Origin of the sequence: Akkermansia sp. BCRC 18949, from assembly GCF_045011645.1 — a bacterium.
In the GTDB taxonomy this organism is placed as follows: Bacteria; Verrucomicrobiota; Verrucomicrobiia; order Verrucomicrobiales; family Akkermansiaceae; genus Akkermansia; species Akkermansia massiliensis.
In genome coordinates this window covers 1,526,901-1,540,128 of the sequence record NZ_CP123619.1, presented here as the reverse complement: position 1 = coordinate 1,540,128, position 13,228 = coordinate 1,526,901, and the positions used below count along the sequence as shown (strand labels likewise).

Here is a 13,228-nt window from a genome sequence, read left to right as displayed (position 1 = left end):
CTCCTGCCTTTCGTGGCGCGGAAGCTTTCGTTTAAATAGCCGCCAGGGCAGGGAGGCTCTGGCTCCCAGCGTGGTGTGCGGCTGTGAAAAGGGAATGGCGGGAATGTTAATCGGGCGTCTATTAGGGGCCTGTCAGCCATCCCTGAACATTGGAAAGGACCTCTTTTCCGGACCGTGGAATCCCGTGGGATTCCTAATCCGTGAAGCTGCGGGAAAGTGCTTGCTTTTTTCCCTCCCGTCATGATCATGGCGGCTCACCGTTTTTGATAACCCCCGCATACACACATTTTGATATGAGCGTGATTCCCAATGTCCTGGCTGAAAGGTACGCCTCCGCCGCCATGAAATCCATCTGGTCCGCAGAGGGCCGCATCGTCCTGGAACGCGAATTCTGGATCGCCGTGATGAAGGCCCAGAAGGATTTGGGGCTGGATATTCCGGACGGCGTGATTGAAGCTTACGAACGGGTGAAGGACCAGGTGAACCTTCCCGCCATTGACGCCCGCGAACGCGTCACGCGCCACGACGTGAAGGCGCGCATTGAAGAGTTCTGCGAGCTGGCCGGCTGCGAGCACATCCACAAGGGCATGACCTCCCGCGACCTGACGGAAAACGTGGAACAGCTCCAGATATGGAAGTCCATGCAGATCATCCGGGACAAGGCCGTGGCCGTGCTGAACCGCATGAGCGCCCTTGCCGGACAATGGAAGCACGTGACCATCGCCGGCCGCACGCACAATGTAGCCGCGCAGACCACCACCATGGGCAAGCGCGTCGCCATGTTCGGGGAAGACATCGTGCACGGCCTGGGTTCCTGGATTTCCCTGATGGACCGCTACAGCGTGCGCGGGCTGAAAGGCGCCGTGGGCACCCAGCTTGACCAGCTCTCCCTCTTCGGGCAGGACGCGGGCCGCGTGCTGGAGCTGGAAGACCGCGTGTGCGCCCACCTGGGCATTCCCTCCAAGTGGATGAACGTGGGGCAGGTGTATCCCCGTTCCCTGGACTTTTCCGTGGTTTCCGGCCTGGTGGAGCTCACCTCCGGCTGTTCCTCCTTCGCCAAGACCCTGCGCCTGATGGCCGGCCATGAACTGGCTACGGAAGGCTTCGCCAAGGGGCAGACCGGTTCCAGCGCCATGCCGCACAAGATGAACGCCCGCTCCTGCGAACGTGTCAACGGCTTCCACGTCATCCTGAAGGGCTTCCTGATGATGATCTCCGGACTGGCCGGGGACCAGTGGAACGAAGGGGACGTATCCTGCTCCGTGGTGCGCCGCGTAGTCATGCCGGATTCCTTCTATGCCGCGGACGGCCTGTTTGAAACCTTCCTGACCGTCCTGAACCAAATGGGGGTATATGAAGCCGTGGTGGCCGCGGAACTGCGCCGCTACCTGCCTTTCCTGATGACCACCACCATCCTGATGGAAGCCGTCAAGCGCGGCATTGGCCGGGAAACCGCCCATGAGGTGATCAAGGAACACGCCGTGGCCGTCTCCAACGACCTGAGGGCCGGAAAAATCATGGAAAACAACCTGCTGGACCGCCTGGCGGAAGACGGTCGCCTGGGCATTGACCGGGCGGACCTCCAGACCATCTTTGACTCCAACTCCTCCGCCACGGGCATGGCGGACGCCCAGGTGGAAGCGTTCCGCTCCATGGTGCAGGAGCTGACGGACAGGTTCCCGAACGGCGCGGGCTACCAGCCCGGAGACATCCTGTAAGGGCGCCGTACCCTCCGGTACGCACTTTATTCCCAGACTTCCCAGACGCCGTCCATCCGGGCGGCGTCCGTTTTTATGCCGGATGCGTACATGCTTTTTCAATTTCTTTACGTCAGGAGAGCTTGACGAATCAGAAGGATGCCAGTAAGCTTGAATCCAGTAAACGGGCGCGTACGTTGCATGCGCCTTCGCAAGCAACCCTCCTGTTAAACAATTTTCAATATGGAAAACCAGCAGCTCAGCCTTTTGGACCGTGTGTACACCGTTCTCAGAAAGAGAGGGGAAGAAACGGAATGGATTACTTCCGCGGACAACCACAACCTCAGAACGGGCATCGCGTTCGTCCCCTGTGATACGTTCACGCCCGTGAGCCTCCTGTACACGATGATTGATCGTCCGGAGACGCTGGTGATTGACGTGCTTTTTGCCGCCAAGGTGCCTGAAAACCGCCGTGTGGAAGTCAGCATCATCCTCAGTGAGCTGAATGCGGACCAGACGGCCGGCGCCTTCCAGCTGGACCCCAACAGCGGATACGTCTACTACCGCCAGTCCTTCGTTCTGGAAGGCATGGACCTCACGGAAGCCCAGTTTGCCCAGTTGATGAAGAACATTGAAACCGTGGCTGTGGAAACGGCGGAAGCCTACTCCCACATCATGGAGACGGAATATCCCAAATAACGGGCCGCGTTCCCCCCGGAGCTGTTCATGAGCGAGGCCCCTCAAAAAAAGGGAACATCCTGGTCCATAGGCATCGGCCTGGGGATCGCGGCGCTTTTGATAGGAACGGCCATTTTAACGGACCCGTCCGTCTCGGGCTCTGCCGGAGAAAAGGACAAGGCGGCCGCAGGAACGGTGGAGCCGCTGCATTTGCAGACGAACACTCTTGCCATTTCCGCGCCCGGCATCGTGAAGGCCTCCCACCTGACGATGCTTTCCCCCGGCGTTTCCGGGAAGGTGGACAAGGTGCACCCCCTCTTCAGCGCGGGAGAAATCGTCCTGAAGGGAACGCCCCTGCTGGAGCTGGAAAAATTTGAATACCGTGCACGCCTGGCGAACGCGCAGGCTGGGCTGGAACAGGCTCGCCTGGATGTATCCACGGAACAGGCGGAAGCCCTGAAAGCCATCAAGAAGACGTACAGCTCCGTCTCCAAAAGTGGAAAAGAGTCGGAACTGGTGCTCCGGGTGCCGCAGCGACGGGCCGTGAACGCGCGGCTGAACGCCGCGGAGGCGTATGTGGCGGAAGCGGAACAGGCCCTCCGGGACACGGTGCTGGAAGCTCCCTATACCTGCCAGGTGGTGGAATGCTCCGTGGGAGCCGGGGCCCGCGTGGTTGCCGGGCAGCCGGTGGGGAAGGTGATTCCCCTCCAGGAGCGGATGATACGGGTTCCCGTGCCGCTGGAAGAATTTTCCGCATTGCCCAGGGATGAACAGGGCAGGGTAAGCACGGCGCTGACCGCCTCCTGCGTGCTGAACAATGGAAAACGGCTGCAATGGCTGGGCCGCGTTACGGCGGTGGACGCCGCACTGGATACCGAGCGCAATTCCGCCGTGCTGATAGCCTCCCTGGAGCCGAACGCCTCCCATGTTTCCGAATGGCAGGTGGCCCCCGTCAACATGGCCCTTCAGGTGAACATCAGCGTGCAGGTTCCCGCCTCCGCGTGGATTCCCGCCTCTGCCGTCCGGGATGGAAGCTCCATTCAGGTAAAAACCGCGGAAGGGATGCAGGAGCGCAAGGTGCGCGTGGTGGCGCTGAAAGACGGGAAAGCCCTGGTAACCGTTCCGGAATTACGGGACGGGGACGCTTTGGCTCTTTGATATTCCGGATTTCTTCTTCCCCTATTTTTTCCGAGGGCTTGTCCCTTTCAAAAGGCGTTCCGGAAATCAGGCTCCGGAGAGGCCATAAAAAAACCATGCCGCCCGGAAGGGGGAGGCATGGCGTTGCGCTCAATGGCCGGCGGCCCATGGGTCAGTGTCCGTTCGTTCTCATGTCGAACACCAGCACCTCAAAAGGTTGAAGTTCCAGGCTCACCGGCTTGCCCTGTTCCAAATTCAGCGTTTTGACGCGCTGGTCCGGGTAGGAGGCCTTCATGGGGAAAACGGCGGGCACTCCCTTGACGGGTTCAAAGACGGTTGACGCATCCAGATCAATCGTCCGCGGCCGGTCGTCCGGATTGCGGAGGGCCAGCGTGCAGCCCCGCGGGCTCCATGCCGCATAGCCGTACGGTTCCAGCTGGTTCGGGTTGCCGCCCACCCAGTGCACGTCGGCCAGGACGTCCTGGAAGCGCCGGGCCCAGCGGGCCCCGGCCGCCACGTCGTCCCACGCCTTTTTGTCCATCATGGACGGCGTGAGATAAAGTTCCTGGAGATTGGCTCCGGAACTGAAATAAATGCGGGCGTCGTTCTTCAGGTCCCTGTTGTCCTGCTTCCCGTCCTCTCCCTTGCTGACGCGCGCGGCCTGGAACTTGGTGCCCAGCACCATGCCGTGGTGCATGATGGAGTTCAGGGGATAAAGCGGGCCGGGCTTGACGATGACGTTATAGCAGGCCCCGTCGCGGAACGTGATCCACTGTTCGCGGTCGTCTCCCTTGCCCGTCCAGCCTACGTCCGCCGTACCGCTGCGCCAGGTGGAATCCACATGGTTGAGCCAGAAGGGGGAGGGCCAGGTGCCTACCGTCGTGTTGATGAACAGGCGGGGATTCTCCCGGCGAAGGTCGTTGGCGATGGAAAGAAGGGCCATGAAATGGGGGCTGATGCCGTCTCCGGCCTTGTCCCACTTGAAATAGGTCACCTTGTCCTTCTTCATCAAGTCGGAGCAGCGTTTTTTGAACCACTTGTAATACTGGGGGCAGGAAAGGTCGAATCCCGCGGCGTCAGCCGGGAGAATGCCTTTGTCCTTGGCATGCTGAACCCTCTTTTCCGGGCCGAAATACCCTCCCAGCGGAGAAATCCAGATGCCGAAGCCGGAAGGAATCTTCCCGACCGCCTTGACTACAGGTTCAAACCCGTGCGGGAATTTTTTGGTGGAGGGCTGCCAGAGGTCTTCATTAACGTCGTCCCAGCCGTCATCCAGCACGAAGCCGTCCAGCCTGACGTGGCGGGAACCCAGTTCCTTCCTGTATTCCCCGGCTGTCTTGACGAGCGTCTTTTCCGTGGGGTCCAGGCCGTCGTCATACCAGCCGTTGTAATGCAGAAACTGACGGTAGGGCGCAGCCCGTTCCCGTTCCAGATAATAAAGGAACCCGCGGCGAAGCTGGTTCTCCGGCCATACGCCCAGCACCGTGGTGAACGTCTGGGCGTTACCGCTGCCCATGGGAAGGTTGCAGTCAAACCCGACGGTTCCCGTTCCTCCGGCGGCCTGGGCCCTGGCTACGGGAAGTTCAATGCCGGCAAACGTGCCTTCCCGCTCGCTGACCAGTGGGCTGCCCGGTACGGTGCCCTTCACGGCCAGGGTGGGATCCTGCAAATCAATCAACTGGACTTTCTTCAAATCCACCTCCTTGGACGCTTCAATCCGGTAGGTTTCCTTGACGTAGGAGGAACCCTCCCTCAATTCCGCCTTCCAGTGAACCGTCAGCCCGCTGTTTTTGTCCCGGAAAACGGCGGAAATAACGGCCCCTTCCGGCCGTTCCCCCAGGCGGAGGCCGGCGGAATGCCCTTTCAATGCGCTGATGGCGGGAACTCCTTCCATCACAAACCGGGAGGAGGGGAGATTGTAGGCTTCCTTCTCCGTGGAAAGGCGGAACAATTCCGGAGCCTGGGCGCCGGTGGCGGCCTTTTCGTCCGTGGCGCCCCGCTCCTTGTTCACGATTCCCAGGGGAATCAGCCTGCTGCCGTCCACCTTCCATGAGGCGTTCAGAATATTGTTGCTTAACGTATAAACATCCCCTTCCCGGTGGGCGGCGGGGGCTCCCGGTGTTGTTCCCGGATAGGTTACGGACGCGGCGGCTGTCTGAAAGCAAACGCAGGAACAGGCAGCCAGGGCAATTGCCGGCAGGGATGATGAGTGCATAATCCGGAAGAATCCGCAATCGGGAGGCATCCGTCAATTCAAAAATACGGGGGACGGGAGGGGCGGTCCGCGCCCCTGGTCCGCCGCAAAATCCTAGTGGGCTTCCAGCCAGTTATTCCCTGTTCTGGCTTCTACCAGAATGGGAACGCCGTTGGGAAGGGGAAGGGCGCCGATCATGGCTTCCTCAATCTTTGGAATGAGCTCCGTCTCGTCCTTGTGGAGGTCCACCAGCAGCTCGTCGTGAATTTGCAGGATAAGGCGGGACCTGGTGCCTTCCAGCAGCTTGTCCACATGGATCATGGCTATCTTGATCATATCCGCCGCGGTGCCCTGGATGGGGGTATTGATGGCGGTGCGCTCCGCGGCGGACTTGATGGTCTTGTTGGCGGAATTGATCTCCGGAATCATTCTCCTGCGGCCCAGCAGCGTTTCCGCGTAACCGGCCTGTTCCGCCTTGTGCACCAGGTCCTCCATGAAGGACTTGACCACGGGGAACTGGATGAAGTAATTTTCAATCAGCGTGGCGGCCTCACTGCGGGGGCAGCCCAGCCGCTGGGAAAGGCCGAAGGCGGAAATGCCGTAAATGATGCCGAAGTTCACCGTCTTGGCCGCACGGCGCATGACGGCGTCCACCTGGTCGCGGGGAATGCCGTACACCCTGGCCGCCGTCTCCGTATGGATGTCCCGGCCTTCCCGGAAGGCCTCGCACATGGCGGGGTCTCCGGAAAGCGCCGCCATGATGCGCAGCTCAATCTGGGAATAATCCGCGGAAAGCATGGTGTACTCCCCGGAGGCGGGGACGAAGGCCGTGCGGATCAGGCGCCCCTGTTCCGTTCTTACCGGAATATTCTGGAGATTGGGGTCCTGGGAAGCCAGCCGCCCGGTGGCGGTCAGCATCTGATGGAACTGGGTGTGGATGCGGCCGTCCCGCGGGCAGATGTACTTGGGCAGCGCGTCCAGGTACGTGCTCTTCAGCTTCATGTTCTCCCGGTAGGCCAGGATATCCGCCACAATGGGATGCTGGGGAGCCAGGGTGGAGAGGGTATCTTCATCCGTCACGAACTGGCCCGTCTTCGTCTTCTTGGGCTTCTTCACCAGCTCCAGCTCCCCGAACAGGAAATCGCCGAGCTGCTTGGGGGAATTCAGGTTCAGGGGATGGCCGGCGGCCTCTTCAATCTTCTCCCGCAGGCCGTCAATAATGGCTCCCACCTTGACGGAAGCCTCTTCCAGGGATTCCGGAAGCACGCGGATGCCGGTGAACTCCATGTCCGCCAGCACGGGGAGAAGAGGCAGTTCCACCGTGCGGAACAGCTCCTCCATGCCGCTCTCCTTCACCTGCTTTTTCAGGATGGCGGAAAGCTGGAGGGTAATGTCCGCATCCTCCGCCGAATACTTGCCCATGACCTCCACGGGAATGCCGCTGGTATCCAGCTCGCGCTTCCTGGCTCCCGGCGCGGCAATGTCCTTCAGCTTGATGGTGGAATATTGCAGCAGGTTCTCCGCCAGAAGGTCCATGCCGTGCTTCATGCCGGGGGCGATCAGGGCGTGCGCCAACAGCGTGTCAAAAAAGGGGCCTTTAACCCGTATGCCGTTGGCGCGCAAAACTTCCAGATCAAACTTCAGATGGTGCCCGGTCTTCTCCGCAGGGCCTTCCAAAAGCGGCCTGACCGCTTCCAGGTCCGCCGGACCGGAGACAGGCATGTACCATGCCTTGTGCGGTTCCGCGCAGAAGGCGACGCCCAGCAGCTTGTCCGTGAGGGGATTCAGGCCCGTCGTCTCCGTGTCGAAGCACCAGGAATCATGCTTTTCCAGCTCGGCAACCATGGCGGAACGGGCTTCCTCCGTATCCGCAATGATATACTCGTGCTTGAAATCATCCACCGTTTTCAGATGGCGTTCCTCAAACAAATCCATTTGGCCGGAACCGTTCTGCCGCGCGTCCGCCGCAGGAGCGGCGGGAGCCTCCGCGGGGGGCTGTTCCGCCTGGGCCGGAGCAAACAAATCGTCCGCAGGGAGGGGGGACTTCCTGGCTTCCGGCGATTTTTTCCCGAACAGCTTGGCCTGCATGGAACGGAACTCAAGCTCCTGAAGGAGGGCCAGCAGCTCTTCCGGACTGGGATCCCTTTTGACCAGTTCAGGCAGGGTCACGGTCAGGGGAACGTCCCGGTCAATGGTAGCCAGTTGTTTGGAAAGGGTCGCCAAGGCTCCGTTTTCCTCCACGATCTGCCTGCGCTTTCCCTTCAGCTTGTCCGCATTCGCCAGCAGGTTCTCCACGGTGCCGAACTCCCCAATCAGCAGTTTGGCCGTCTTTTCACCCACGCCGGGAAGCCCCGGAATATTGTCCGAGCTGTCGCCCATGAGGGCCAGGATGTCGATCACCTGGTCCGCGCGTTCAATGCCCCATTGTTCCTTGAGCTTTTCCAGGTCAACCACCTCGTGGTCGTTGCCCCGCTTGCCGGGTTTCCACAAATAGCAGGTGGGGGAAATGAGCTGGCCCAGGTCCTTGTCCTGGGAAACCATGTAGGTCTGGAACTCCTTCGTGCCGTCCGCGATGCGGGCCAGCGTGCCTATCGTATCGTCCGCCTCATACCCCTCATAGCGCAGGATGGGAATGTTCATGGCCTCCAGAAGCCTGAAAATCAGGGGCATCTGGTAGCTCAAATCTTCCGGCATGGACTCCCTGTTGGCCTTATAGGCGGGGTAAAGCTCATGGCGCGCCGTGGGGGCGGAAGTATCAAAGCAGGCCGCGATGTGCGTGGGGTGTTCATGCTCCAGAATGCCCAGCAGCGTATTGGCGAAGCCGTACACGGCGGACGTGTTGACGCCCTTGGAATTGCGGATGGGGTTGGAGAAAAAGGCAAAATGGGCTCTATAGGCCAGAGCCATTCCATCCAGAATAAAAAGGCGCTTGGAAGGGGAATCAGTCATTTCTGCCCTACTTTACCATGCGGCCCAGCGGTAGGCTACCGTTAAATGCGCCTCCGCGCCCTCTGCCGGATGAAGCGCCGCAAGCCCCTGGAGGCCATTGAACGGCACGCGTCCGCAGGGACGTAACGGATTTCAGGAAAAAGTTTGCCGACGCTCATTTCAATACTACGCCGTTGCTGATCGGCATTTCCCGGAACAAAAGGAGTGCAAGCCGCCTTTCCGTCTGGTATAGAGGCGGAAACGGAGAGGATAAACATGCAGGAATTGTTGACACGGGAGGAACGTGACAGACTGGCCGAACGCCTGTTGCCGGGAGAAAAAATCCTGTGGCAGGGAAAATCCCGCTGCGGATGGTGGAGAAGGGCCGCGAAGGAATGGAAGGGAATGCTGTTTTCGGTTTTCTTTGCCGCGGCATGGGTCTGGGGTTGTTGCATAGCGGCGTCCGCTCCGGTCTGGACGGGTGAGGTCATGTTCACGCTGGCGGTCATGGGAATATGCTGTTTTTTTGGTATTGCCCTCCTCGGCATGCTTTTGATCAACGCGGTTTTGGAAACGCGCCGGGCCAACGCCGTCCTGCACGCCCTGACGAATATGCGCCTGTTGTCCCTGGGGCCGGCCGCGGACGGCAATGGCGTCCTGTTCCGGCAGTGGAACGGGGCGGAACTGCGGAAAATCCGCCTTGTTGCCCATCGGGCCGGGCCGGAAGACCTGGTATTCCGCTACCGGTTCCCGCCAAACGGAAAACCGGAGCCGCAAGGCTGGCCCGCGCTTCCCGGAGCAGAAGCGGTCTGTGAGCAAATCACGCGCCTCTTTCCCGGCGTGTCCGTATCACGGCTGCCATGAACTCCGCCAGACGGTCGGCAGGTTCCCGTGAAGGCGCCGCCAGCAGGAAGAGGACCTGGCCGTCGTAAACGAGGCGGCAGACCCAGCAGGGAGCCGGATATTGCGGCCCCCTTCTTCCCCTGCGGCAGATAGTGGCGCCTGCATGCCTCAGCCGTTCCAGTTCTTCCCCGCTCAACGGTGTATGCTCGTCCACATGAAGCACGGAGCATTCCGACAAAAGCTCCGGATCATAGTCAAAAGCATCCCGGCGCAGGCCGAACAGCCTTTTTTCCGCATGCACCCAGCCGTTCCTGGCTTCATAAATCCTCTTGCCGAACCAGATGTCCAGCAGAACCGCCAGGATTCCCACGCTTAAAAACGGGGCGAAAAGGGAGAAAACGGCTCTCATGCTCTCTCCCATAACTTCCGACTGGGGAGGAATGGAAAGGAAAATCCATGTAAAAGCGCATGCGCCCAGCCACAGCAGCGGAAGAATCACCAGGAGAAACCCTGAAAACATGCGGTAGTTCGGGATGCCGATCATCTCAGCCGCAACATACCGGAAGCATTTTCCGCCGTCAACCGTTCTCCTTCAAGGATTGATTTCCTTGTGGGAGAACGCTATCATGCTTCCGTTTCCATGACTTACACCATCACACCCCTGATTGGAGAGGAAGCCATCCGCGCGCGCGTCAAGGAACTGGCCGCCTCCATTGACGCGGCCATGGCAGGCAGGCCCTATATTCTGCTGCTGCTGCTGAATGGCGCCATCCCTTTCGCCACGATGCTGAAAGGGCATTTGAAATCCCGGCCCGTGGTGAAAACCGTCAAGATCACCAGCTACGCCGGAATGGAACATTCCGGCTCCGTGGCATGGGATGGGGACTGCGGGCCGTTCCGGCCTGACGTGCCCGTTCTGGTGGTGGATGACGTGCTGGATACGGGCGCTACTCTGGCTGAAGTTTGCCGGGAATTGAAAAGGCAGGGGGTGCGGCAGGTTCTCACCGCCGTGGCCGTGGACAAGCACTGCTGCCGGAAAGTGCCTTTTGAAGCTGACTACGTAGGTTTTACGCAGGGAAATGAATTCCTTGTAGGCTTCGGCATGGACCTGGATGAGCGTTACCGGGAATTGCCCTACATCGGGAAAGTGGACATGGGCTGACAAATTCCCGAATTCATATTGAACAACCTGTTGAAAAAAAGTGTCCAAGCTAGTTGGAGCGGCAGAGCCATCCGCCGTCCCCGCTCAACAAGGGAAACCGGAAAGGAGAACCAAGACATGAAAATCAACAGGGCAAGACAACAGGAAAGCGTGGCCGTCTTCGGCCATGAAACGTCCCTCATCCGGGATGTTCTGGACAATCTGGAACTGGAACACGCGCTGACGTGGCTGCTGGAGGCCATCAGCCAGCACCAGTCCGGAGAATTGGAAAGCGAACCGTGGCATCTGTACCAGACCACGCTGTTTGCCATGTACGTGGACTATGACAACGGGAAGGTGCGCCTGTCCGCCGCCCTGGCATGCCACGATGCAGACCTGGAAATATCTCTGAAGGACTTTGTGGAGATACTGGGCCGGGAAGCCGCCAAGGAGGCGGACCCGCTCCACTATACTCCCGGCGCCCCCAGCAAGTGCATCCACCGCTACCGCAACCCGTATTTCAAGCGAAGGCGGCAGGAACGTGAGCCGGACATCGGGTTTTATTCCTGAGCCGGGGACCGGCACGATGCCGTATCCTTTCCAATGGCCGGGTTCCGCGGGGAATCCGGCCTTTTTGCGGGCGTTCGTTCTACCGGGGAAACGTAGGGGAAGGGCCGTGAAAAACCCGGTTTATACTGTTGCCGCAATGGATGCAGGGCAGCATGTTCATTACTGGGCGCACTGGTTCAAGCGGGCAGGGAAAAACGGAACTTTATTAGGAGAAAAAACGGCATGTCAAAATCGGCAGTGGAAATAGTGAACCTGGGGGAACAGGCCATCTAGGGAATAGGGAGGCAATCCGGCGATCAAACGATCTCCGCGGATATCCATGCCCTTTCAGAGGCTTATCATTCCCTGGCTTCCGTGCCGCGGGGAAGCGTGCTTCCCTTCTTTGTTCTGTCCAGAAACTATGATGGCCGGAATGGTTCCTTTGAACTATTTGTGGGCGGCACACTTGAAAAAGACGGGCTGGAGCAGGCGTTTCTTCCCCCCGGGGAATATGCCGGAATGACGGTCAGGCCCCGGCTGGGATTTTTATGGGGCGCGGCCATTGGGGCCGCCAAAAGGTACTTTTACCAAAAATGGCTCCCGCAGAGCCCATACGGGACCCTGAACATGGAGTACGAACTCCATACGGAAAAAAGTATTCGCAGCCATCCTTCCATGGACCTCTTTTTTGCCGTTAAAAGGAAGGAATAACGGAAGAACCGGCGGCTGGAAGCTGGCGAGGCACATTATCCGGCTTTCTTGTCGCCGGGCCGTGTTTTCCCTGCCGGAGGCGCCAACATTGACAGTTGCCTGTGAAATAATTAGAATGGCGGCATTGGGCCCAGGGAGATCAATCGGAAAAGACGGGGAGCGGGATGAAAAATCATCATACCATCAGGATTGCGACAAGGCGGGACGCGGCAAAGCTGCTTGAAATTTATGCTCCGTATGTGGAAAAAACAGCCGTCACGTTTGAATATGAAGTACCGGAGGTACAGGAATTTGAGGAAAGAATTGGCCATGTGCTGGAAAAATACCCCTTCCTGATTTGCGAAAGGGAAGGGGAAATTGCCGGTTATGCCTATGCCGGCGTTTTCAAGAACCGTGCCGCGTACCGCTGGGCCGTGGAAACGACGGTTTACGTCCGGGAAGACCGGAAAAAAATGGGCATAGGGCGGGAATTGTACGCAGCGCTGGAAAAGATTCTTTCCTTGCAGAATATCCTGAATCTAAACGCCTGCATTGCCTGTCCGGAGGCGGAAGACCCCTGGCTTGGGCGGGACAGCGTGCAGTTCCACGAACGTTTGGGATATCAATTCGCAGGAAAGTTTCATCAGTGCGGGTACAAGTTCGGCCGCTGGTACCATATGGTGTGGATGGAAAAACATCTGGGAAACCACCCGGACAATCCTCCCGCAGTGAAAACCTTTGATGAAATAAGGGGCCTGGTTGCGGAGCAGTACGGGATTTTGTAAAGGTCCGGTCAGGTAGGAGTGCTGCCAATGCGCAAGCACGCCAAGGTATGGCCGGTATTAATGAAGACAGCTTTTAGTGGAATATGAGAATCATTGAAATCCAGGAAAAAACTCCGTTGCTGATACGGCAGCTCATGGAACTGTGGGAAAAATCTGTCAGGGAGACGCACCTGTTTTTGCCGGACAGCGAAATAGAAAATATTAAGGAATACATTCCGCAAGCATTAAGAGAGATACCTCATCTGATCGTTGCGGAGAACGAAAACGAATTTCCTGTCGGCCTGATGGGGATTGGCGGCCAGAAACTTGAAATGCTGTTCATTGCAAGCGAAGAACGGGGGAAAGGCCTCGGTAAGAAGTTGGTGGAATATGGAATCGAAGCTTATTCCATCAATGAATTGGCCGTGAACGAGCAAAATCCGCTCGCCAGAGGTTTTTATGAATACATGGGCTTTCAAGTCCATAAAAGAACGGCCCATGACGAGCAGGGAAACCCTTACCCGCTCTTGTACATGAGATTGAATTGACACGCCGCCAGCTTCCCCTTCGGCATAAGAAAGCAGGTATGGGAAAACGCCTGTTTCAT

At 58.6% G+C, this 13,228-nt stretch carries 12 protein-coding genes; 9 read left to right on the top strand and 3 right to left on the bottom strand.

Annotated elements, in window-relative coordinates:
* Nucleotides 1-293 precede the first annotated feature (293 nt).
* The 3 genes from purB (at nt 294) to P8A25_RS06370 (ending at nt 3,533) form a co-directional block, all read left to right on the top strand.
* Nucleotides 294-1,718, top strand: a complete 1,425-nt coding sequence (purB, locus tag P8A25_RS06380) for an adenylosuccinate lyase (RefSeq protein ID WP_102722081.1) — start codon at nt 294-296, stop codon at nt 1,716-1,718.
* A 222-nt stretch (nt 1,719-1,940) separates the two neighbouring features.
* Nucleotides 1,941-2,396 (top strand): YbjN domain-containing protein, encoded by a 456-nt coding sequence (locus P8A25_RS06375; protein WP_022398267.1) that lies wholly within the window; start codon nt 1,941-1,943, stop codon nt 2,394-2,396.
* Nucleotides 2,397-2,423: 27 nt separating this feature from the next.
* Complete coding sequence (locus tag P8A25_RS06370; RefSeq protein ID WP_102728226.1) at nt 2,424-3,533, top strand: efflux RND transporter periplasmic adaptor subunit; 1,110 nt, start codon at nt 2,424-2,426, stop codon at nt 3,531-3,533.
* A gap of 151 nt (nt 3,534-3,684) precedes the next feature.
* Here the strand turns inward: P8A25_RS06370 and P8A25_RS06365 are convergent, their stop codons facing one another.
* Both P8A25_RS06365 and polA read right to left on the bottom strand, forming a co-directional pair.
* A complete protein-coding gene (locus tag P8A25_RS06365; protein ID WP_215442641.1) occupies nt 3,685-5,727 on the bottom strand; it encodes an alpha-galactosidase in 2,043 nt (680 codons plus the stop codon).
* Between the two features lie 93 nt (nt 5,728-5,820).
* On the bottom strand, nt 5,821-8,655 hold the full coding sequence (polA, locus tag P8A25_RS06360; RefSeq protein ID WP_404838602.1) for a DNA polymerase I: 2,835 nt from the start codon (nt 8,653-8,655) through the stop codon (nt 5,821-5,823).
* Nucleotides 8,656-8,910: 255 nt separating this feature from the next.
* Here polA and P8A25_RS06355 point away from each other — a divergent pair, with 255 nt between their 5' ends.
* Nucleotides 8,911-9,498: a hypothetical protein gene (locus P8A25_RS06355; RefSeq protein WP_215442643.1), complete on the top strand. Its 588-nt coding sequence runs from the start codon at nt 8,911-8,913 to the stop codon at nt 9,496-9,498.
* On the opposite strand, the gene P8A25_RS06350 is transcribed toward P8A25_RS06355, so the two are convergent.
* Entirely contained in the window at nt 9,455-9,997 is a 543-nt protein-coding gene (locus tag P8A25_RS06350) for a hypothetical protein (RefSeq protein ID WP_215442644.1), read from the bottom strand. The two genes, P8A25_RS06355 and P8A25_RS06350, sit on opposite strands and share 44 nt — an antisense overlap.
* Before the next feature lie 120 nt (nt 9,998-10,117).
* On the opposite strand from P8A25_RS06350, the gene P8A25_RS06345 reads away from it, so the two are divergent.
* From P8A25_RS06345 to P8A25_RS06325, 5 genes are all read left to right on the top strand, one after another.
* Nucleotides 10,118-10,639 (top strand): phosphoribosyltransferase, encoded by a 522-nt coding sequence (locus tag P8A25_RS06345; RefSeq protein WP_215442645.1) that lies wholly within the window; start codon nt 10,118-10,120, stop codon nt 10,637-10,639.
* A 117-nt stretch (nt 10,640-10,756) separates the two neighbouring features.
* The gene (locus P8A25_RS06340; protein ID WP_022398274.1) at nt 10,757-11,188 is read left to right on the top strand and encodes a hypothetical protein; all 432 of its coding nucleotides are present in this window, start codon (nt 10,757-10,759) and stop codon (nt 11,186-11,188) included.
* 432 nt (nt 11,189-11,620) lie between these two features.
* On the top strand, nt 11,621-11,878 hold the full coding sequence (locus tag P8A25_RS06335; protein ID WP_253231699.1) for a hypothetical protein: 258 nt from the start codon (nt 11,621-11,623) through the stop codon (nt 11,876-11,878).
* Between the two features lie 164 nt (nt 11,879-12,042).
* A complete protein-coding gene (locus P8A25_RS06330) occupies nt 12,043-12,642 on the top strand; it encodes a GNAT family N-acetyltransferase (protein ID WP_022398276.1) in 600 nt (199 codons plus the stop codon).
* 83 nt (nt 12,643-12,725) lie between these two features.
* Entirely contained in the window at nt 12,726-13,169 is a 444-nt protein-coding gene (locus tag P8A25_RS06325; RefSeq protein WP_022398277.1) for a GNAT family N-acetyltransferase, read from the top strand.
* Nucleotides 13,170-13,228 lie beyond the last annotated feature (59 nt).